Annotated in this window: 18 protein-coding genes; 7 read left to right on the forward strand and 11 right to left on the reverse strand. The window is 73.9% G+C overall.

Annotated elements, in window-relative coordinates:
• Positions 1–99 precede the first annotated feature (99 nt).
• The 4 genes from H7H31_RS19875 to H7H31_RS19890 form a co-directional block, all read right to left on the reverse strand.
• A complete protein-coding gene (locus H7H31_RS19875) occupies positions 100–774 on the reverse strand; it encodes an MBL fold metallo-hydrolase (RefSeq protein WP_187062267.1) in 675 nt (224 codons plus the stop codon).
• A complete protein-coding gene (locus H7H31_RS19880) occupies positions 771–1868 on the reverse strand; it encodes an S-(hydroxymethyl)mycothiol dehydrogenase (RefSeq protein ID WP_187062268.1) in 1098 nt (365 codons plus the stop codon). Before H7H31_RS19880 ends, H7H31_RS19875 begins: the two co-directional genes overlap by 4 nt.
• Positions 1869–2218: 350 nt before the next feature.
• Entirely contained in the window at positions 2219–2590 is a 372-nt protein-coding gene (locus H7H31_RS19885) for a hypothetical protein (protein WP_187062269.1), read from the reverse strand.
• A gap of 354 nt (positions 2591–2944) precedes the next feature.
• A complete protein-coding gene (locus H7H31_RS19890; protein WP_187062270.1) occupies positions 2945–3439 on the reverse strand; it encodes a MarR family winged helix-turn-helix transcriptional regulator in 495 nt (164 codons plus the stop codon).
• A gap of 92 nt (positions 3440–3531) precedes the next feature.
• On the opposite strand from H7H31_RS19890, the gene H7H31_RS19895 reads away from it, so the two are divergent.
• Positions 3532–3966: a nuclear transport factor 2 family protein gene (locus H7H31_RS19895; protein ID WP_187062271.1), complete on the forward strand. Its 435-nt coding sequence runs from the start codon at positions 3532–3534 to the stop codon at positions 3964–3966.
• Positions 3967–4104: 138 nt separating this feature from the next.
• Here the strand turns inward: H7H31_RS19895 and H7H31_RS19900 are convergent, their stop codons facing one another.
• Positions 4105–4554: a nuclear transport factor 2 family protein gene (locus H7H31_RS19900; RefSeq protein WP_187062272.1), complete on the reverse strand. Its 450-nt coding sequence runs from the start codon at positions 4552–4554 to the stop codon at positions 4105–4107.
• 813 nt (positions 4555–5367) lie between these two features.
• Between H7H31_RS19900 and H7H31_RS19905 the strand changes: the two genes are divergently transcribed.
• Positions 5368–5922 (forward strand): hypothetical protein, encoded by a 555-nt coding sequence (locus H7H31_RS19905; protein ID WP_187062273.1) that lies wholly within the window; start codon positions 5368–5370, stop codon positions 5920–5922.
• Between the two features lie 173 nt (positions 5923–6095).
• On the opposite strand, the gene H7H31_RS19910 is transcribed toward H7H31_RS19905, so the two are convergent.
• Complete coding sequence (locus H7H31_RS19910; protein WP_232109972.1) at positions 6096–7898, reverse strand: amidohydrolase; 1803 nt, start codon at positions 7896–7898, stop codon at positions 6096–6098.
• Between the two features lie 309 nt (positions 7899–8207).
• Positions 8208–9440: a GNAT family N-acetyltransferase gene (locus H7H31_RS19915; protein ID WP_197995964.1), complete on the reverse strand. Its 1233-nt coding sequence runs from the start codon at positions 9438–9440 to the stop codon at positions 8208–8210.
• 297 nt (positions 9441–9737) lie between these two features.
• Here H7H31_RS19915 and H7H31_RS19920 point away from each other — a divergent pair, with 297 nt between their 5' ends.
• Complete coding sequence (locus H7H31_RS19920) at positions 9738–9890, forward strand: hypothetical protein (RefSeq protein WP_187062348.1); 153 nt, start codon at positions 9738–9740, stop codon at positions 9888–9890.
• Between the two features lie 122 nt (positions 9891–10012).
• Entirely contained in the window at positions 10013–11110 is a 1098-nt protein-coding gene (locus H7H31_RS19925) for a methyltransferase domain-containing protein (RefSeq protein WP_232109973.1), read from the forward strand.
• Between the two features lie 425 nt (positions 11111–11535).
• Here the strand turns inward: H7H31_RS19925 and H7H31_RS19930 are convergent, their stop codons facing one another.
• On the reverse strand, positions 11536–12111 hold the full coding sequence (locus H7H31_RS19930) for a TerD family protein (RefSeq protein WP_187062349.1): 576 nt from the start codon (positions 12109–12111) through the stop codon (positions 11536–11538).
• 275 nt (positions 12112–12386) lie between these two features.
• Between H7H31_RS19930 and arfB the strand changes: the two genes are divergently transcribed.
• A complete protein-coding gene (arfB, locus tag H7H31_RS19935) occupies positions 12387–12815 on the forward strand; it encodes an alternative ribosome rescue aminoacyl-tRNA hydrolase ArfB (protein WP_187062350.1) in 429 nt (142 codons plus the stop codon).
• Between the two features lie 799 nt (positions 12816–13614).
• On the opposite strand, the gene H7H31_RS19940 is transcribed toward arfB, so the two are convergent.
• A complete protein-coding gene (locus H7H31_RS19940; RefSeq protein WP_187062359.1) occupies positions 13615–14160 on the reverse strand; it encodes a flavin reductase family protein in 546 nt (181 codons plus the stop codon).
• Between the two features lie 562 nt (positions 14161–14722).
• Here H7H31_RS19940 and cdgB point away from each other — a divergent pair.
• Both cdgB and H7H31_RS19950 read left to right on the forward strand, forming a co-directional pair.
• On the forward strand, positions 14723–16498 hold the full coding sequence (gene cdgB, locus H7H31_RS19945; RefSeq protein WP_187062351.1) for a diguanylate cyclase CdgB: 1776 nt from the start codon (positions 14723–14725) through the stop codon (positions 16496–16498).
• A gap of 233 nt (positions 16499–16731) precedes the next feature.
• Entirely contained in the window at positions 16732–17811 is a 1080-nt protein-coding gene (locus H7H31_RS19950; RefSeq protein WP_187062352.1) for a carbohydrate-binding protein, read from the forward strand.
• A gap of 79 nt (positions 17812–17890) precedes the next feature.
• Here the strand turns inward: H7H31_RS19950 and H7H31_RS19955 are convergent, their stop codons facing one another.
• Complete coding sequence (locus H7H31_RS19955) at positions 17891–18745, reverse strand: class II fructose-bisphosphate aldolase (RefSeq protein ID WP_187062353.1); 855 nt, start codon at positions 18743–18745, stop codon at positions 17891–17893.
• Positions 18746–18965: 220 nt separating this feature from the next.
• Complete coding sequence (locus H7H31_RS19960) at positions 18966–19895, reverse strand: 1-phosphofructokinase family hexose kinase (protein ID WP_187062354.1); 930 nt, start codon at positions 19893–19895, stop codon at positions 18966–18968.
• Positions 19896–19988 lie beyond the last annotated feature (93 nt).

A 19988-nucleotide genomic window follows, 5' to 3' on the forward strand; every position in this document is an offset into this window, starting at 1 on the left:
TTTCCCATTTTTCTTCTCAAGATCGAATGCGACCAGGAACGACAGCGGCGAGGGCCGACGCCGGGCTCGCACCCCGCGCCGGCCCTCGCCGAGCCGCGCTCAGTGGCCGCGCGCGATCCACTCCTCCAGGTGCGGCGCCTCGGCGCCGATCGTCGTGGAGTCGCCGTGCCCGGTACGTACCACCGTCTCGGCCGGCAGCGTCAGCAGCCGGTCGCGGATCGAGTCGATGATCGTCGGGAACGAGGAGTACGAGCGCCCGGTGGCGCCGGGCCCGCCCTGGAACAGCGTGTCGCCCGAGAACAGCGTGCCCACGCCCGAGAGGCCGCCCTCGTCCGGCGCCCCGGCCGTCAGCGTCGGCGCGTACAGGCACACCGCGCCGGGGGAGTGCCCGGGCGTGTGCAGCACCCGCAACTCGGTGTCGGCGACGGTGAGCACGTCACCCTCCACCAGCCGCCCGTCCGGCGCCCGGTGCGGGTGCCGCATCCGCCACAGCGCCTCGTCCTCCGGGTGCAACAGGATGGGCGCCCCGGTGGCGTCGGCGACCTCGGGGGCCGCGTCGATGTGGTCGTCGTGGCCGTGCGTGCACAGGATGCCGAGCAGCCGCCGGTCGCCGACCGCGTCGATGATGGCCCGCGCGTCGTGCGCGGCGTCGATGACGTACACCTCGCGGTCGTCGCCGACCAGCCAGACGTTGTTGTCCACCTCCCACGTCCCGCCGTCGAGCGAGAACGTCCCGGAGGTGACCAGGTGGTCGATGCGCGCCTCGCCGGTCACAGGATCACCACCGAACGCAGCACCTCGCCGCGGTGCATCTTGGCGAACGCCTCCTCGATGTCGTCCAGCGTGATCGTCTCGCTGACGAACGCGTCGAGGTCGAGCCGCCCCTGCTGGTACAGGTCGATGAGCATCGGGAAGTCGCGCGAGGGCAGGCAGTCGCCGTACCAGGACGACTTGAGCACCCCGCCGCGCCCGAACACGTCGAGCAGCGGCAGCTCCAGCTTCATCTCCGGCGTCGGCACGCCGACCAGGACGACGGTGCCGGCCAGGTCGCGGGCGTAGAACGCCTGCTGGTACGTCTCCGGGCGGCCGACCGCCTCGATGACGACGTCGGCGCCGTTGCCGTCGGTCAGCCCGCGCACGGCCTCGACCACGTCCGTGGTGCGCCCGTTGACGGTGTGCGTGGCGCCGAGTCCGCGCGCCTGCTCCAGCTTGCGGTCGTCCAGGTCCACCGCGATGATCCTGGCGGCCCCGGCCAGCCGGGCGCCCGCGATCGCGGCGATGCCCACACCGCCGCAGCCGATGACAGCGACGGAGTCGCCCCGGCCCACGTTGCCGGTGTTGATGGCGGCGCCGATGCCGGCCATCACGCCGCAGCCGAGCAGGCCGGCGGCGGCCGGCGAGGCGGCCGGGTCCACCTTGGTGCACTGGCCGGCGGCCACCAGCGTCTTCTCCGCGAACGCCCCGATGCCCAGCGCCGGCGTCAGCTCGGCGCCGGCCGACGGGCCCTCGGCCAGGGTCATCTTCTGGGTGGCGTTGTGGGTCGCGAAGCAGTACCACGGGCGGCCCCGCTTGCACGCCCGACACTGGCCGCACACCGCGCGCCAGTTCAGGATCACGAAGTCGCCGGGCGCCACGTCGCTCACCCCGTCGCCGACCGACTCCACGACGCCCGCCGCCTCGTGCCCGAGCAGGAACGGGAAGTCGTCGTTGATGCCGCCCTCACGGTAGTGCAGGTCGGTGTGGCACACGCCGCACGCCTGGACCCGTACGACCGCCTCGCCCGGACCCGGGTCGGGCACCACGATGGTCTCCACCCGGACCGGCTGCCCCTTGCCCAGGGCCACCACGCCACGCACCTGCTGTGCCATGCGAGCTACCTCTCTCTACGTTTCGCGCCCCGCGGTTCCACTTCCGCGCACCGCGCGGCCCCCACTCTCGTACGCCGCGCCCCGACCGTCCAACCGACGCGGCCCACGCCACGACGTGCGACGTCGGCGAACCGGCCCAGCGCCAACCCCCACGCCCCGCCGCCCCGAGCCCGCGCGCCAGCGACCGTACGAGACCACACCGGACCGGAAGGGAGACCGCACGAGAGCGGATGGGACCGCACGAGACCGTATGAGAACGGGGTGGCACCGGACGAGGCCGGACGAGACCGTACGGGGCCGGGAGGAGAGGGAGGGGAAAGGATCGGGGAAAGGGGTCAGGGGGGCAGGGGTCAGCGGGTGGGGGTGGTGTCCTCGTCATCGGCCGGTTCGTCCGCCGCGTCGGCGGTCAGCCGCTCGCCCCGGCACGCGGCGATCCGCAGGGCCTTCTCGGACGAGAGCACCAGTTCGCTCAGCGCGCACCGGAGCTGGTCCTCCGACGCCGTGCTGTGCAGGGTGGCCCGGGCGTGCTCGGTCACCGACGCCACGTGGTCGAGCGCGCCGTCCTCCATGCTCTGCATGAGGTTGGCCAGGGGGCTGTCCGCGGCCTCGCTGGCCACGTAGCACGAGTCGCCGTGCGGCCCCACGTACCGCTTCGGGTGCTGCCACGCGGTGTGCCGCAACAGGGCCGCCACACCCTGATTCCACTCGCGTTCCTGGCTCACCTGCCGTGTTCCCTTCTCCTGTGGGGGCAACTATGCGGAAACTAGGGAAATCCGCGCACGTCTGGGCAGTTGCCCAGGCCCCGGCCACGACCGTGACCGTGACCGCTAGCGCGGCCACTCTCGCATTGGGGCGCGCCCGCCACCAGGGGGCCGCGTGGTGTCCGCGTACCCGCTCCGTCGCGCTGTGTGCCCGACTCGCCGCGAGCGATACGGAGAGCCACCGCGCGGCTCGTGCCGCGCGCGGCGACGCCGTCGACGCGACCGCCGCGCGCGAATCGGGCGCGAACGGGCACGGCCGGACGGGCGCGGACGCGATGGGGCGCGGCCCGGCGGAGCGGGCGCGAGCGGGCGCGCTCAGGCGTGGCCGGGCCGTCCGGGCGGGGTGTCGAGGTGCGCGTTGACGCGGCCGAGCAGGGCGAAGAGTTGCCTGCGCTCGTCGTGGTCGAGCGGGGCCATGACGCGCTCGTTGACGTCGGCGAGGACGCGGTCGAGTTCCGCGAGGCGGCGCTCGCCGCTGTCGGTGAGGGTGACGACGTTGCGGCGCCGGTCGACCGGGTCGGGGGCGCGGCGCACCCAGCCGCCGTCCGCGAGGTCGTTGAGGACGGCGACGAGGTCGCTCTTGTAGATCCGGGTGCGGTCGGAGAGGGCCGCCTGGCTCGCCGACCCGAACTCGGCGAGCGTGGCGAGCACCACGAAGTGGTCCTTGCGGGCCCCCACCGCGCCGAGCGCGTCGCCCGCCACGCGCCGCAGTTGCGCGGCGGTCATCCCGACGAGGCGCGAGAGCTGGCCCTTGAGCCGCTCGGGGGTCTCGTCGCCGCGGTCGAAGCGCGTCTCGTCGCCGGTCTCCATGCCGACAGCCTAGCTGTTGCGTTAGTGGTACTAACGATATACGTTCGTAAGGAATCCTAACGTTAGTAATCCTAACCGTTTGAGAGGCCGCCATGACCGGCACCGAAACCCTGCTCCGAGACCTCGCCGACCGCGCCGAGCTGTCCGACCTGGTCGCCCGCCACAGCCTGTGGATCGACGAGGGCCGCTACGACGAGACCGACCGCCTCTTCACCCAGGACGTCGTGGTCACCTCGCTGCGCGGCGAGGCCCACGGCATCGAGCAACTCGTCGACCTCGTCCGCGCGCGCCACGACGACTACGCCCGCACCCTGCACAACAAGTCCAACCTCGTCATCGAGATCGACGGCGCGACCGCCACGGTGCGGGCCCACGACATCGCCGTCTTCGTCATCGATGACACGACGGAGGCCGTCGCCGCCGGCATCCACCGCTACCGGGCCCGCCGCACCGACGCCGGCTGGCGCTTCGACCGCCTCGACGTCACCCCGGTCGCCCTGACCACGGCCCTCGAGCGGGCGCTGTAGGGGCGCCGGGTCCCCGCCCTCCGGGGCGGCGGCCTGGTCGGCATCCGTGGCCGGCCGCGAGCCCGTTACCGTTCCCGTCGCCTGACGTACGGACATGGCACGGCCCCGGCCGGGCGGACCGGTCGGGGCCGAGGCGTCTCAGGCCGCTCGGGACGATGTGCCGCAGGCGTCCGCGATGGCCAGGGTGTCCCAGTAGAACGGGCGGACCTCGGTGATCCGGCCGCCCTCGACCGTGACCGTCTGCAGGATCGGAAAGGCGAGTTCACGGCCGGTCGCCCGCGCGCGGGCACGCACGTGGGTGAGGACGACCGCGGTCGCGCCGGTAGCGAGGAACTCCTGCTCCACCATCTCGAACGACTCCCAGGTCCGCGCCATCGCGAGGAAGAACCGCCGAATGCCGTCGCGCCCGCGCCACGTGCCCCCGTACGGCAGGCCGTCGGCCTGGTGCAGCGTGACGTCCGGCGCGAAGAAGGGGGCGAGGAGTGCGAAGGACGCCTCGCCGGGTCCGCCGGCCGCCAGGTACGCGGCCTCGGCCGCGTACATCCCACTGAGGACCGTCGCGGCGTCCGCCGCTGGTGACATCGTCATGCCGCCAGCGTGGTGGCCCCGGCGGGGTGGTGCTGGCGGTCATCGGACGTTGTGGTCCGCCCACGAGAGACGGTTCTGGCACGACTTCCGTGACGGACCCACGATGGGTGATCGGTGCCATGGCACGGTCAGATCTGGTGATCCGGGTTGCGGGCGTTCCAGTACGTGACTACCGATGCGCGTTGCTCGTGGAGACTCACGACGTCGCCGGGGAGCGCGGGGGCGAAGATGTCGACTGTCACGGGAGCTTCGTTCTCGGCCTCCGAGGGGAGCACATAAGCCTGTCGCCCGTTGGTGAACTGCCGCAGTTGGCCGGAAGGGTGGACGTTCGGGCGAGCCCCCTGGCAGCAGAGCAGCCGGCCCTCACGTTCCAGTCGCCTCCGGAGCCGGACGAGGCAGTCGAGGTAGTCCGACCCCCTGATGACGGCCCGGGAGTGACCGTCAAGAAGCTCGATCAGCCCTGCGGAGGGGGTACTGATCTGGACGGTGACCTCTTGCGTGCCACCCTCCGCGTCAACGGTCCGCAGGCGTACCCTCTCGGCCCACTCCGGTGGAGGCTCACTGCTACGGGGTCTTCTCCCCTGGGACGGACGGTGCACAGCGGTCATGATCACCGCTGGTGGTGGTGTCGGGCAAGGCTTCGCCACGCCAACAGCACGCGCCCGCACGGGAGGTTGAGGCCAGCGCGGGCGAACATCAGGCGTCCGTGCTGGCATGTTGTTGGGGACGTCGCGACGCGGAGGCGAGCCGGACCGAGACCGGGGCGGTCGGCGTCCGGGACCCCTCCCGGGCGCGCGCGGATAGAACGGCCTCATGACGACATCGGAATCACCGGCCCGCCGCCGTGGGACCAGGCTCTCCGTGGCGCACGGCACGGCGGCGGGGGCCGTCTGTGTCCTGGCCATCGCCGCCGCGCTGACCGGCTGCGGCTCCGACTCGGGCGGCGACACGGGGGCGCCCGGGCCGACCACACCCTCGCGTTCGGCCGAACCGTCGCCCGCCTCGCCCACGCCCTCGCCCACGAGGCCCTCCGCGTCGCCGTCGCCGACCGAGGTGAAGCCGGTGAAGCCGATGAAGCCGTCGTCACCGGCCGAGTTGCGGTCGTGCGCGGACGGAAGCTGCACGGTCATCGTGACCAAGGGCACCGAACTCCCGCGCGCCGCCGGCCTGCGCGCGGGACCGTTCACGGTGGGCGCCGTCAGCGGCGAGGGCGTGGACATCAGCTCGGTCGACCCGAGCGGATTCACCTCCAACCTGCTCGGGCAGCGCCCCGACCAGGGCGGGCCCGCCACCATCAACGAACTGTCGATCTCCGTTCTCGCCATTACGGGGGACACCGCGAAGCTGCGGCTCTTCCCGGCGAAGTAGCGCGAGCCCCGGCGGCGAGTGCCGTCCCGGCGCCGCCGCCGGGAACCTCCAGCGGTACGTGGAGCGCGAGTTGACCCACGACGGGCCACGGCTCTCCGCAGCCCGTCGACTCGGTGCCGCACGCCGGTCTCGGGCCCCGGACACCTGGACCGGGCTGACGGCCCCGCGACCCGTCAGCCCGCGGCGCCCTCGTACACCACCCGCCCGTCGAAGACGGTCATCGACACCGGCACGGAGGTGATGTCCTCCGGGGGCGTGGTACGCAGGTTGGCGCCGAGCGCGCACAGGTCGGCCACCTTGCCCACGCTCACCGAGCCCTTCCAACCCTGGGCGAAGTCCTGCCAGGCGCCGGCGGTGGTGTAGGCGGCCAGGGCCTGGTCCAGGGTGAGGCGTTGGTCCGGGCCGTGCACCTCGCCGCAGGCGCCGACGCGGGTCACCAGGGCCCGTACGCCCGCCCGCCAGTCGGGCTCGTTGACCGGGGCGTCCGAGCTGCCGACGAAGGGCACCCCGGCGTCGACCACCGAGCGCCACGGCAGGAACCCGTCACCCTCCGGACCCTGGGCCGCGCCGTGCACCACGTTCGCCCAGCTCTGGGCCTGCGGCCCGAGGCCGATCCGGTGCTCGGCCATGGTCGGCAACAGGCTCGTCGGGACGAACGGGCCGTGCATGACGACGTGTCGGGCGTCGGGCCGTGGGTGGCTGCGCAGCGCGGCGACGAACGCCTCCACGACGGTGGGCACCCAGCGGTAGCAGTGCACGCCCAACTGGTAGCCCGCCGCGTGCGCGATCCGGATCATCTCGGTCAGCTCGGCGGCCCGCTCCTCGTTCGTGTCCCCCTCCACCAGCAGGTCGCCGCCGCTGTCGGAGAACAGCTTGACGCCGCGTACCGCCAACCGGCGCGGGTCGACGCCGGTCGGCGGCGTGAAGTCGCGCAGCGCCGCGTCGACCGCGGCGGCGGACCCGCCGGACTGGGAGCAGGGCAGGAAGAGCGTGCTCACCCGCGCCCGCAACTCGCCGGATCGCGCCAGGTCCGCGTACGCGTGCAGGGTCTCCATCCCCTGCGTCCCGCCGCCGAGCCCGTCACCGCCGGGGCCCAGACCCGGGTCGGTGAAGCTCGTGATGCCCTGGGCGTGCAGGCGGGCGACCGCGTCCCGGAGGGCCTCCTTGCGCTCGTCTCGGGACCGGGCCGGCAGCAGCAACTGCACCAGCGCCTGCGCCCCGTACCGCAACACCCCGGTGGGGCGGCCGTTCGCGTCGTACTCGACCCCCGGCTGTCTGGGGTCGCCGGGGCCGACGTCGGTGATCCCGGCGAGGGCGAGGGCGCGCGAGTTGACCGCGCTGACGTGGTAGCCGCTGTCCTGGAGGAAGACCGGGTGGTCGGGCGAGACGCGGTCCAGGTCGTCGCGGTTCGGGCCGCGTTGCTCGGCCAGTCGGCTCGGGTTCCAGCCGGCGCCGCGCACCCACTGCCCGGCCGGTAACCGGCCGGCCTCGGCGGCCACCGCGGCGACGATGTCGGCGACGGACCTCACCGCCGTCGGGCCGAGGTCGACGACGTACGGCGGCAGGTTCAACCGGTAGACGGCGGCGTGCAGATGGGTGTCGTTGATGCCGGGGAGCAGGCTGCCGCCGCGCAGGTCGACCACCTCGGTGCCGGGCCCGGTGAACGCGCGGGCGCCGGCGTCGTCGCCGACGTACGCGATGCGGCCCGCCCGGACGGCGACGGCCGACGCCCTCGGCCGTCGCGGGTCCATCGTGATCACGTCGCCGTTCCGGAAGACCAGGTCGGCCTTGCCCGACGCGGCGGCGAACGCCGGCCGCGCGCCGACGAACAGCGAGGCCGCCGCCGCGCCGCCGAGCAACCGGCCGGCGTTGCGTCGGGAGATGGCGGGCGCGGAGCGCTCGTCGGCGGCGGGGCCGGCCGTGGGCTCGGGCCCGGACTCGGGGACCGACTCGGCTGCGGACTCGGATGTGGGCATGGGGGAGCCTCTCGTTCGCGGTGCGTGTGCACGTCGTGACCCAACCAGCGGAGAATTGGCCGTCGGTGGCGCGTACGTCAAGGGCCGGGCCCGCGGTCACGCCATCCAGTCCGGCGATCACGCCACCGGGCCCGGCGGTCAGGCCACCGTGGCACCCCTCCCGGGCTTCCTCCCCGGCGCCGGGCACGCGCCCGTGGGACCGAACACGCGCCGCTTCCCCGGCGCTGGCCGGTCGCACGCCGGCGGGCCGGCCCGGTCGGCTGGCGGGACGGACCTGTCGTACGGGAGGACCAGTACGGCACGGGAGGTCTAGTACGGCAGGTAGTAGCTCAGCACGTCCGCCGTGAGCGGCGGGAACAGCGTGTGGAACAGCTCGCGCTGCGTCGCGTACACGTCCGGGCGGAGCCGGGTGAGGCCGGCCATGCCGTGCGGGCCGAGGAGCAGGGCGGGCAGGTGGTCGGGGGCCACGGCGGCGCCGCCCTTGCCGGGGTACTGGCGCGGGCCGCCCGTGACGACCTCGCCGAGGCCGTCGGCGAGTACCGGGACGCGGTAGTGGGCGCCGAAGGTGGACAGCACGATGTCGCCGTCGGGCAGGTCGACGCCGGTCGTGGTCAGGCGCCGCCACAGCAGCGGACGCAGTCGGTTCAGGAGCGCCGCCGGGTCCGGTACGCGGACGTAGAACTGGTTCGCCCGGCCGCGCGGCGTGTGGTCCACCCACTCCCGCCAGGCCGAGGCCGCCACGGTGCCGGCCCGGTGGACGACGCGCGGCGCCGCCCCCGGGCACCGGGCCGCGACGCCGCGCAGCAACTCCCGCGCGGCGGCCTCGTCCACCGCCGCGGCCTCCGCCACCAGCACGCCGTCGCCGGGCGGCGTGGTGCGCGCGGAGGCCACGACGGCGCCGCCCCGCTCCAGCACCCACAGGTCGCTCGCGTCGTGCCCGAGCAGCCAGCGCCAGCGCGGCGCCGAGTGCGGCACCGCCACGTCGAAGGGGGCCTGGGCCGCGTCCTGGAGCGCCGCGAGGGCGGGGACGTCGTCGGGCCGCGCGGCGCGCAGCGCGGGCGTGCCGTCGCCGGACGGCGGGACGGTGACGGCGAGCGCGGGCGGGATGTCGATGGCGTACTCGTAGCCGAACAGCCGGTAGAAGTACGGGATGCCGATCATCACCTGGACGACGTGCCCCCGCGCGGCCGAGCGCTCGTGCGCCCACCCCATGAGCGCCCGCACGAGCCCCCGCCCCTCGTACGCCCGGTCGGTGGCGACCAACTCCACCTGCCCGGCCGGCAGTCGTACGTCCCCGACCCGGACCTCCTCGTCGAGCAGCGTCGCCGTCGACACCACCCGATCCCCGTCCACCACCACCGCGCACGCGGACCAGCCGGCGTCGGGATCGGTGACCACCAGCCGGTGGTCGACCGCGTCCTCCTCCGCACCACGCGCGGCGAGCAACGCCCCGATCTGCTCCAGGTCCCCGGGAACCGTCTCGCGCAGGACGAGTCCATCGGGCAATTCGCGGGGCGCGCACGCGGCGCGGGTCGTGTTCACGGCGGGACTATGACACCCGGGCCGGCTGCCGGTCACGGGGTTTTCGCAGGTGGGGTGGGGAGTGGATGGGGAGTGGGGGCTGGGCCGTGGGCGCTCTGGGCGTGCACCCGCGCGCCGGGCGGAGGGCGTTGTGGGGGCCCGGCCGCGGCCGCGAAACTAGGCGAGCCGAGCGACAACGCCCGTGCGCTGCCCGCACGTTCGCATCGGCCCCGCGTGCGGGCGTACCCGTAGGGCTGCGACACGAGCCTCGCTCTCACCCGGCCCTCCCGGGCCACCTCACGACGTACGGAGGCACAGATGACCGCGCGGGACACGTCCACACGCCCCCAGCGGGGCCACGGCGGCGGTGACGAGGACGGCGACGGCCACCCCGGGCAGCCGTGGCAGCCGACGGACGAGCCCCACCCGGACGGATCGACGCCCCCCGGCGACGGGACGCACCGCAAGTGACGCGGAAGGCCGAAGCGGCACCCGGCCCCGCAGGGACATGCCACCCCGCAGGGGGAAGGCCGGCGCGGCTCGCCCCGCACACCCTCGCCGCGCGGGACGCCTGGGCCTCGACGCTGGAGGCCGTGCCGCGCTCCCGCTTCCTGCCCGACCTCATATGGCCCCATGACATGGCGACCGGCGAGACCACCTCGGTCGACAGGGCGCGGGACCCGCGGGCGTGGCAGCGGCACGCCGACGCGGACGAGCCCATCGTCACCCAGTGGGACGACGGCAACCACCGGGGCGAAGCGCCCGGACGGTCGTTCACCTCGTCCTCGTCCATGCCCAGCCTCGTCTCCGCGATGCTGGCCGACCTCGACGCGCGGCCGGGACAGCGCGCGCTGGAGATCGGCACGGGCACCGGCTGGAACGCGGCCCTGCTGGCGCACCGGCTGGGCGCGGAGAACGTCGTCACCATCGAGGTGGACCGGGCCGTGGCCGATGAGGCCCGGCGGCGCCTGACGGACTTCGGGCTGCCGGTGCGGGTGGTGCACGGCGACGGCTTCCTCGGGCACGCCGACGGGGCACCGTACGACCGCCTGATCGCCACCTGCGGGCTGCGCCAGATCCCGTACGCCTGGGTGGTGCAGGTGCGGCCGGGCGGAGTGCTGCTCGTGCCGTGGGGGACGTACTACGGGCCGGGCGAGGCGACGGCGCGCCTGGTGGTCGCGCCGGACGGACGCGGCGCCAGTGGCCCGTTCACCCGGCCCGTGGCCTTCATGCGGATGCGCTCCCAGCGGCTGGTCTGGCCGCGACACGACGACTACGTCCCACCCGGCGCCCTACCGGCCGCCGACACCTCGTCCACCGCGCTGACGGAGGCCCAACTCCTCGGCACGGGAAGCTTCGACGCGGTCGACTTCGCACTCGGGCTGCGGGTGCCCCACGTCGCCAGGAACGTCGATCGCAAGCACGACGGGCAGCGGGCCGTCTGGTTCTACGGGCTCACGGACCGCTCCTGGGCCGTCGTGGTCTTCCGGGACGACCGCGAGCGGGCCAAGGTCTACCAGGCCGGACCACGTCGGCTGTGGGACGAGGTGGCGGACGCCCACGCCTGGTGGGTGGCCCAGGGAGAGCCCGCGTACGACCGGTTCGGCCTCACGGTGGACGAGCGCGGCCAGCACGTCTGGCTGGACGACCCTGGTCAGGTCATCAACCGACCGCGGGAGGCGTCGGGTTGACGGGTGAACGGGTGTGAGACGCGCGGCCGGGCCGCCGTCGCTCCCCGGCCGTGGCGATCGCGCCGTGATCCGTGCCCGTCGGTTTATGCGCGTACGCGACTAGCGGCGCGACGGCCTTGTGGAGCGGGCGCGACACTCCGTAACTCCCAAGCCCCGGTCTTACGGGGCGTACCGGCCGACGAGAGGCCGGCCAGCCGACGAGTGGCCGGCCAGCCGACGCCACGTCAGCACCGGTCAGCACCAGCCAGCCCCAGATCAGCACCAGTCAGCCCCAGATCAGCACGCGTGGCGGCGGCGGGCCGCCGTGGGCCGTGGAAGCAGGGAGGGGCCAGACCCGAAGGTCTGGCCCCTGGCCTGGGGATTCCTCGACTCATCGAGGTGGCGGGCGGTGAGCCCGTCCCCTACTCAGACGGTGAGGTCGAGTCTCAGACGTTGACGCCAAAGTCCTGCGCGATGCCCGTGAGGCCGGAGGCGTAGCCCTGGCCGACGGCGCGGAACTTCCACTCGGCGCCGTTGCGGTACAGCTCGCCGAAGACCATGGCGGTCTCGGTCGCCGCGTCCTCGCTCAGGTCGTAGCGGGCGATCTCCACGCCACCGGCCTGGTTGAGGATGCGGATGTACGCGTTGCGCACCTGGCCGAAGTTCTGGCTGCGGCTCTCGGCGTCGTAGATGGAGACCGGGAAGACGATCTTCTCGACGTCGGCGGGCAGGCCGGCCAGGTTGACGTTGATCTGCTCGTCGTCGCCCTCGCCCTCACCGGTGACGTTGTCACCGGTGTGCACGATCGACTGGTCCGGCGTCGCCTTGTTGTTGAAGAAGACGAAGTGCTGGTCCGAGTAGACCTTGCCGCTCGGGTTCACGGCGATGGCGCTGGCGTCCAGGTCGAAGTCCTGGCCGGTGGTGGTGCGGACGTCCCAGCCGAGGCCCACCGTGACGGCGGTCAGGCCCGGTGCCTCCTTGGTGAGCGAGACGTTGCCGCCCTTGGACAGGCTTACAGCCATGGGGTGTCCCCTTCTTGTACTGGTCGATGGTCGGTCTTCGTGACGACCACGAAGCTACCGTCACCCCTCACAACGCCAGCAGGGGACCGCAGGGTTCCAGCCCCCTTTACTTTCTTTGCCAAACTCTGGCGGTACGGAGTGAATCGTTCCGCTTTTGGTCGGGGTGGAGGCCGCACGTGGCGGGCTCAGCCGGTGGCGGGGTGCGCCGGGCGCGTGGCGCGGGGCGGGCGGGAAATGCGGGTGACGGGAGCGCGTCAACGCGGGAGCATGGGGGCATGCCCGGGCCCTATGTCATCCGTGGCTCGGTCTCCCTGCCGGAGGCCGAGCTGATCTGGCGTTTCTCCCGTTCGTCGGGGCCCGGCGGGCAGCACGTCAACACCAGTGACAGCCAGGTGGAGCTGCGGTTCGACCTGGCCGCGACCGAGGCGTTGCCGCCCGTGTGGAAGGAGCGCGCGCTCCAGCGGCTGGCCGGGCGGCTGGTGAACGGCGTGGTGTCCGTGCGGGCGTCGGAGCACCGCTCCCAGTGGCGCAACCGCGAGACCGCGGCCGTCCGCTTGGCCTCCCTGCTCGCCGAGGCCACCGCGCCGCCCCCCAAGCCGCGCCGCCCCACCCGCATCCCGCGCGGCATCAACGAGCGCCGGCTGCGCGAGAAGAAGCAGCGCGGCGACACCAAGCGGGGCCGTTCCGGGCGCGACTGGCACTAGCCCTCTCGTGCGGGCCCCGGACTGTCTCGTACGGGCCGCGGAACCGTCGTCGTACGGCGCCGGGGATCCCGTCTCCGCCGCCCCACGAGAAACGGTTTCCCCGCCCGATCGCGCCGGCGCCCGGCCGTACGGGAGTGCGCCGACCACCCGTTTCCCGGGGAAATCGTGGCGCCTCCGGGAGCGGAATTGCCGGCTATTGCCAGGGTGGATCACAAAGCGCCGGCGGCCCGCCGCGCGGCGATATCGGGGCGCCATTACGGGCCCGGCCGCTTCTCGTATGCGAACAGCCGTACGTACCACCGGCGCTGCCCGGTCGGGCGCTTAGCGCCGCTGCCACGGCAGTTGCGCCAGGCATATCACGCACACCCGTTCCCGACAGCGAGAGCGTGCTGTCCGACACCCCTTCCGGTACGGAATCGAGCATGCCATCGCGCCGCCCGGCCGAGTGTGCCAAGGGGCGCGGGACGCCCGCCGCGCGCCGGGTCGGCGGCGGGCGTGTGAGCGGTCGCGCGAGCGGTGCGGGTGGTACGGGCGGCGCGAGGAGCCATGCGCGCGTCGGCCCTTGGCGCCCTCCCCGGCGAGGTGACGTGCGGAGGTGTCGGTCCGGCCACCCTTGCCCCCTTATGCCCGCGGGCGAACCCCCACCCGCGGAGCGACGACGTTGAGCTGAAGGGTAGCTGATGGTCTGTCAGTTACGTCAGGAGAGGGCTCGGCCCGTGGGGCGGGTTCGGGCCCCACGGGGCGCAGGGGAACACGGGGGCGTGGGAGGCCCCAGGGGTGCGCGCGGCCCCGGCGCGGCTCAGCTCAGGTGGCGGTACCGGCCGCGGAAGTACGTCAGCGGGCCGCCCGCCGCGCTGGGCGTGTGAGCCGTCAGGACGCGGGCGATCACCAGGACGTGGTCGCCCGCCTGGACGCGCTGCTCCGTACGGCACTCCAGGGTCGCCAGCGCGCCGCTGATCAGCGGCGCGCCGGACGCCTCGCCACGGGTGTGGGACAGCTCCTCGAACAGCAGCCGGTCGCTGACCCGGCCCTTCATCGCGAACCGGCCCGCGATCTGCCGCTGGCCCTCGGCGAGCAGCGACACCGCCCACAGCGGCTGCCGCTCCAGCACGTCGTCCATCCGCGACCCGTTGCGGACGCTCACCATCACCAGCGGCGGGTCCAGCGAGACCGACAGGAAGGCCGTGGCGGTCATGCCGACGTCCTCGCCGCGCGGTCCCTCCTCCTCGTCGTGCGCCGTCACCAACACCACGCCGGCCGCCAGCCGCGCCAGGGCGGCCCGGAACTCGTCCTCGCTCACCCCACCAGCATGCGGGACGGCGCGCCCCGGCTCCGCCCGGGGCATGGCGCCCGGGGCGGGCGTGGCCTCCGGGGCGCTCGGGGCGCCAGGGGTGCCCGGGGCGGCGGCCGAGGCGGCGCCTGGGTCGGACGGGGCGGATGGGACCGAAGAGGACGAGGTTCGCAACACGCCTTCGACGCTAACCCCCCGCCCCACCCGGCCGCATCGGGCTCCCGGCGGAGGGGAGCCCTAGGTCCCTGGGCTGAGCGCCGGCGGGCCGCCGGCGGGACGCTGAGGGGGCGCTCAAGAGGCGCCGACGGGGCGCTGGCGAGGCGTCGTGGGGGCGCTCGCGAGGTGCGCGCAAATCCGCACCGATATTCGAAACGGTCGCCCCCGGTAAACGTAATCGCATTCCGGATTTGCTTTCAGGAAATATCGCGCGGCCCGTCTGAGCCCGTGTAACGGCTTTATCCCCACGCCGGACACACGCTGTGACATGAGTCACAACGGGCAGTAATTGTTGACCCTGTGTACCGGGTGGACAGCTCGCTGTGATTCAGTGGCCGTGGCAGTGAGAGACGACGAGAAATTCTGGAGTTGCTGTCGAGGTCTCGGGGGAGAGCGATCGATGGAGACCGAGTCGGAGCCGTACATCCGCCTTGCGACCCTGCGACAGCTACATCAAGTAGTCGCAGAACTGAACACCGGACGCAGTCTGGCGGAGACCCTGCAAACCGTCGCCGACGGAGTGATCCAGGGCCTGGGATACGAGCTGTCAGCCGTCAACCTGGTCCGCCCGGACGGAGACCTGGTGGTGGCCGCGGTCAGCGGCAGCCCCGGGGCCGAGGCGCTCATGGCGGGCCGGGTCGGCTCGCGGACGTCCTGGGAGCGGCGGCTCTCGATGGGCGAGCGCTGGGGCGACCTGAGATTCATCCCGTACACCGAGGGCTGGGTGCTCGACGACGACGACGTGCCGCAGTGGCACGTCGCCGGTCCGGCGCCACGCTTCCCCGACGAGTGGCACCCGATGGACCGGCTGTTCGCGCCGATGCGCGCCGCCGGCTCGCCGCACGGCGAGCTGCTCGGCGTGATCTCCGTGGACAAGCCGCGCAACGGTCGCCGCCCCGGCGCCTGGGGCCGCGAGGCCCTGCAGATGTACGCGTTCCACTCGGCCATCGCCATCGGCAACGCCCGGCTGCGCGCCAACATGCAGCGCGCGCTGATGCGCCTGGAGCGCGACCAGCAGGCGCTGCGGGCCAGCGAGGAGAGCTTCCGGCAGGCGTTCGAGTACGCGCCCAGCGGCATGGCCATCGCGGAGATGGGCGGCGACCAGCACGGCCGGCTGCTGCGCACCAACGACGCGCTGTGCCGGCTGCTCGGCCGCTCGGCCACCGCGCTGCGCCGCTACTCCTTCTCCGACCTCGTGCACCCCGAGGACATCGGCACCCTGCTGCGCACCTCGGCCGAGGGGGGCCGCGCCGAGCTGCGGCTGGTGCGGCGCGACGGCACGTACATGTGGGTCTCGCTGCGCAACTCGGTGGTCGCCGACGCCGCCGACGGGCCGCGCTTCCTGCTCACCCACGTCGAGGACATCGAGGAGCGCAAGCGGCACGAACTGCAACTCGCGCACCGCGCCAGCCACGACTCGCTGACCGGGCTGCCCAACAGCGCCGAGCTGCGCACCCGGCTCGGCGCCCGGCTGTGCGCCCGCCCGCCGCAGCCCGCCTACGCGGGCGCGGAGAGCGCCGGCGTGGGCCCGGACGGCGCGTACCAGGCCGGGGCGGCCGTGCGGGAGGCGGCCCTCGTCGGCAGCGTCGAGCAGGACGCGTACGTGCAGGGGTTCGGGCTCGACGGCTTCGACTCGGCGGTGGACCTCGGCGGCCTGGGCGGCTTCGCCGGGCTCGACGCCGACGCCCTGGAGGGGCTCACCGGCGGCTCCGACGGCGGCCCGTTCGACCACCACGTGCACACCTACGCGCCCGCCGAGGGCGAGGAGGACGACGGCACCAAGGGGCTCGCGGTGCTCTTCTGCGACCTCGACGGCTTCAAGTCGATCAACGACAGGTTCGGCCACCACACCGGCGACGCGGTGCTCATCGAGGTCGCCCGCCGGCTCTCGCACGGCGTGCGGGACGGCGACACGGTGGCCAGGCTCGGCGGCGACGAGTTCGTGGTCCTGGCCGATGGACTGGGCCGGGCCGACGCGCAGGATCTCGCCGTACGGCTGCGAAACGCGATCATTCCGCCCATTCGCTTCGAAGGTCGCGCGGTGCGCGTGGGGGCGAGTTTCGGTATTAGCTGGGCGGCCTGCGGGATGTCGGCCGAGGAAGTGCTGCAATCCGCTGACCAGCGCATGTACGTGGAAAAGCGGTCGCGGTCGAAGGCGAATCGGCGTGCGGGTTAGCAACCTGGGCAGGCTATGGCCGGGCGCGGCCCCGTGGACGGGCCGCGCGGGCCTTGCACGGCGGGGTAGGCTGCGCCGGTCGGCACGGCTGCCGAGAATGAATCGATCGTGAATATTGGCCATCCGGACAGCGCACGGCTATTTCGGCCGCCCCGGCCCTGATAAGAGCTGTTCTGGCACGCGAGTGCCGCAGCGCGGATGACCATCAGGGACGAAGTGGGAGTGACCAGGGGATGACGGCCGGCAATAACGGCTCGGGGGTGCCGCAGGACGACGACCCGTTCGCCTACCTGTACCGCCAGGAGGGCGGCGACGGGGGCGCGGGCCAGGGCACCCAGGGTTCGTCACGCACGGGCGGTTACGGCTACCCCGGGCCGCAGCAGCCGGGCGTCCCCCGGACCTCGTACAACCACGTGCGCGCGGTCGGCGAGCGGCAGTACGGCGGTCAGCAGCAGTACGGCCAGCAACAGTACGGTCAGCAACAGCAGCAGCCCGCGCCGCAGCAGGGCGGCTACGGCTACCCGCAGCACAACGCGCACTACACCGCCCCCGAGGCGCTGCCCCAGCAGACCCGGCAGCGCGCGCACGGGGCCCCGTCGCCCGGCGGCGTGCCGCCCCGGCAGGCGGCGCACGGGCAGGGCGCGCCCGCGGGCTACGGCGGCGGGCACGGCGGCGGCGCGGGGCACGGCGGCGGGGGGCGCGGGCCCAACAGCAAGGGCCTGCTGATCGGCGCGATAGCCGTGGTGGTCGTCGTGATCATCGGCATCTCCGTCGCGATGATCTCCAACAGCTCGGGCGACAAGGACGACAAGACCGAGCCCACCCAGAACACCGGTCCCACCGCGGCCGAGACCGTCGAGCCCAGCCAGGACCCGAAGCCGACGAAGAAGCCGGAGCCGCTGCCCACCGAGGACGCCTCGGCCATGCGCCTGGACGGCGGCACCACCCTGGCGTCCGACATACCGGGCGCCAAGGCCGAGGGCGGCAAGTACGTCGCCGGCATCAACAAGCCGGGCGCCGGGGCCACCTGGACCGTGGACGTCGAGAAGGCCGGCCAGTACCGGCTCTACGTCGGCTACGGCGTACCCGGCGAGGACCAGAACCTGAGCCTCACGGTGAACAGCAAGCGAGACCCGCGCGCCGTCAGCATGAAGAACTTCGCACTCGCGAAGAAGGGCGACTGGGCGAAGGGCTGGACCCACACCTGGGCCATCGTCAACCTGAACAAGGGGACGAACACGGTGCGGCTGTCCTGCGAGGCCGGCAACAAGTGCGACGTCAACCTCGACCAGGTCTGGCTCGCCCGAGGCTGACCGCGACCCACCCCCCCGGCCGGTCCAGAGCCCGCCCGGCGCGCGGGGCCGGCCCGGGCCGGCCCCCCCCGCGTACCGGTCAGTCGGCGTGCACCACGGCCAGGAAGCGGGCCACCGTCTCGGCCATCGCGTCCCGGCCGGGGCCCACGTACTTGCGCGGGTCGACCAGGGCCGGCTGGACCGCCAGCACCTCGCGCACCGCGCCGGTGAACGCCGTGTTCAGGGCCGTCCCGACGTTGATCTTGACCATGCCGGCGGTCACCGCCGCCCGGATCTCCTCGTCCGGCACGCCCGACGAGCCGTGCAGCACCAGCGGCACCGGCACCGCGTCCCGCAACCGGCCGATCAGCTCGTGGTCGAGCGCCGCCGTCCGCTCGGTCATCGCGTGCGAGCTGCCGACCGCCACGGCCAGCGCGTCCACGCCGGTGTCCGCCACGTACGCCGCGGCCTCCCCCGGATCGGTGCGCACCCCCGGGGCGTGCGCGTCCAGCGGCGCCTCGCCCTCCTTGCCGCCGACCTTGCCCAGCTCGGCCTCCACCCAGATGCCCCGCTCGTGACCCCAGCGCACGGCGTCGGCGGTGGCCGCGACGTTCTCCTCGTACGACAGCTTCGACGCGTCGAACATCACCGAGCTGAACCCCTCCGGGTGCGCGGCGCGCAGCAACTCCACGCTCACCACGTGGTCGAGGTGGAGCGCGAGCGGCGCGCTCGACGCGCGGGCCACGGCGGCAGCCGCGGCGGCGATCGGGGCGAGCCGCCCGCCGTGGAAGCGCACCGCGTTCTCCGACACCTGGAGGATCGCGGGCGCGCCCGCCGCCTCGGCGCCGGCGGCTATCGCCTCCGCGTGCTCCAGCGAGATGACGTTGAACGCGGCGACCGCGCGGCCCGCGGACCGCGCCTGCCCGACGAGTTCACCAGTGCTGACCAGTGGCATGTCCGTCCTTCGTTCCGGGCCGGGCTCGGCCCCTCGTGCCCGCGCGGGCGGCGGCGACCGCGCGGCTGACCCAGCCCGCGCGCGTGGCCCACCCGGGCGGTCGTTCGCGCGCCGGGCCACGGCCCGGCGACCTGTGCGCGCGGTGCGGCGTCCTTGCCGGTCGCGCTCGTGCCGGGCCCCGGCCCTGGTGGGCGGGGGCCCCGGTACGAAGAGGGGGGTCTCACGCCGCTGCCGGGTGGCTGGCGACGCGCACCTTGGGGAGGAGTTCGTCGTAGGTGGCCGCGTCGTACTCGCCGGCCACCGGCGCCCGCACCGTGGCCGCCGACAGCGCCACCGCCCGGGCGAGGCGCTCCGGCCAGGGCAGCCCCTCGGCGAGGCCGGAGAGCAGGCCGGCGACGGCCGAGTCGCCGGCGCCGGTCGGGTTGCCGGCGATCCGGCTCGGCGGGCTCGCGCGCCAGGCGCCGTCGCCGGTGACGGCCAGCAGCCCGTCGGGCCCGAGCGAGGCGGCGACCGCGTGCGCGCCCCGGCGCCTGGCGTCGCGCGCGGCCCGCACCGGCTCGGTGGACCCGGTGAGCTGGGCCAGCTCCTCCGCGTTCGGCTTGACGATGTCGGGCCGGGCGGCGATGCCCCGGCGCAGCGGCTCGCCGCTGGTGTCGAGCAGCACCGGCACCTCGGCGGTCCGCGCGGTACGTATCAACTGGGCGTACGCGCCGACCGGCAGCCCCGGTGGCAGGCTGCCGCACAGCGCGACCGCCGCGGCGCCGTCCAGCAGCTCCGCGTAGCGGTCCGCGAAGGCGGCCCACTCGGCGGGCGTGACCTGCGGGCCCGGCTCGTTGAGCTGCGTGGTGTCGCCCGACGAGGTGTCCACGAGGCCCACGGTGCGTCGGGTGGTGCCCGCGATGGGCACGAACGCGTCCGTGACGCCCGGGTAGGCGTTGAGCTGGTCGCGCAGCGCGGCGCCGGTCGCGCCGCCGACCAGGCCGGTGGCGACCGCCTCGTGACCGAGCGTGGCCAGCACCCTGGCGACGTTCAGGCCCTTGCCGCCGGGGCGCTCGATGACCTCCGAGACGCGGTGGCTGTGGTGGGGCCGCAGGCGTGGCACGCGGTAGGTGATGTCGAGGGCAGCGTTGAGCGTCACGGTCAGGATCACTGCGGGCTCCCCCTCCCGTTGGTGGTGGTCGTGACGGTGCCCCGGCGGCGCGGCGCGGGCCGGCCGGCGCGGTGTTCCCGTGGGCCGGGGGTC

This window comes from Streptomyces buecherae, assembly GCF_014295035.1.
In the GTDB taxonomy this organism is placed as follows: domain Bacteria; phylum Actinomycetota; class Actinomycetes; order Streptomycetales; family Streptomycetaceae; genus Streptomyces; species Streptomyces youssoufiensis.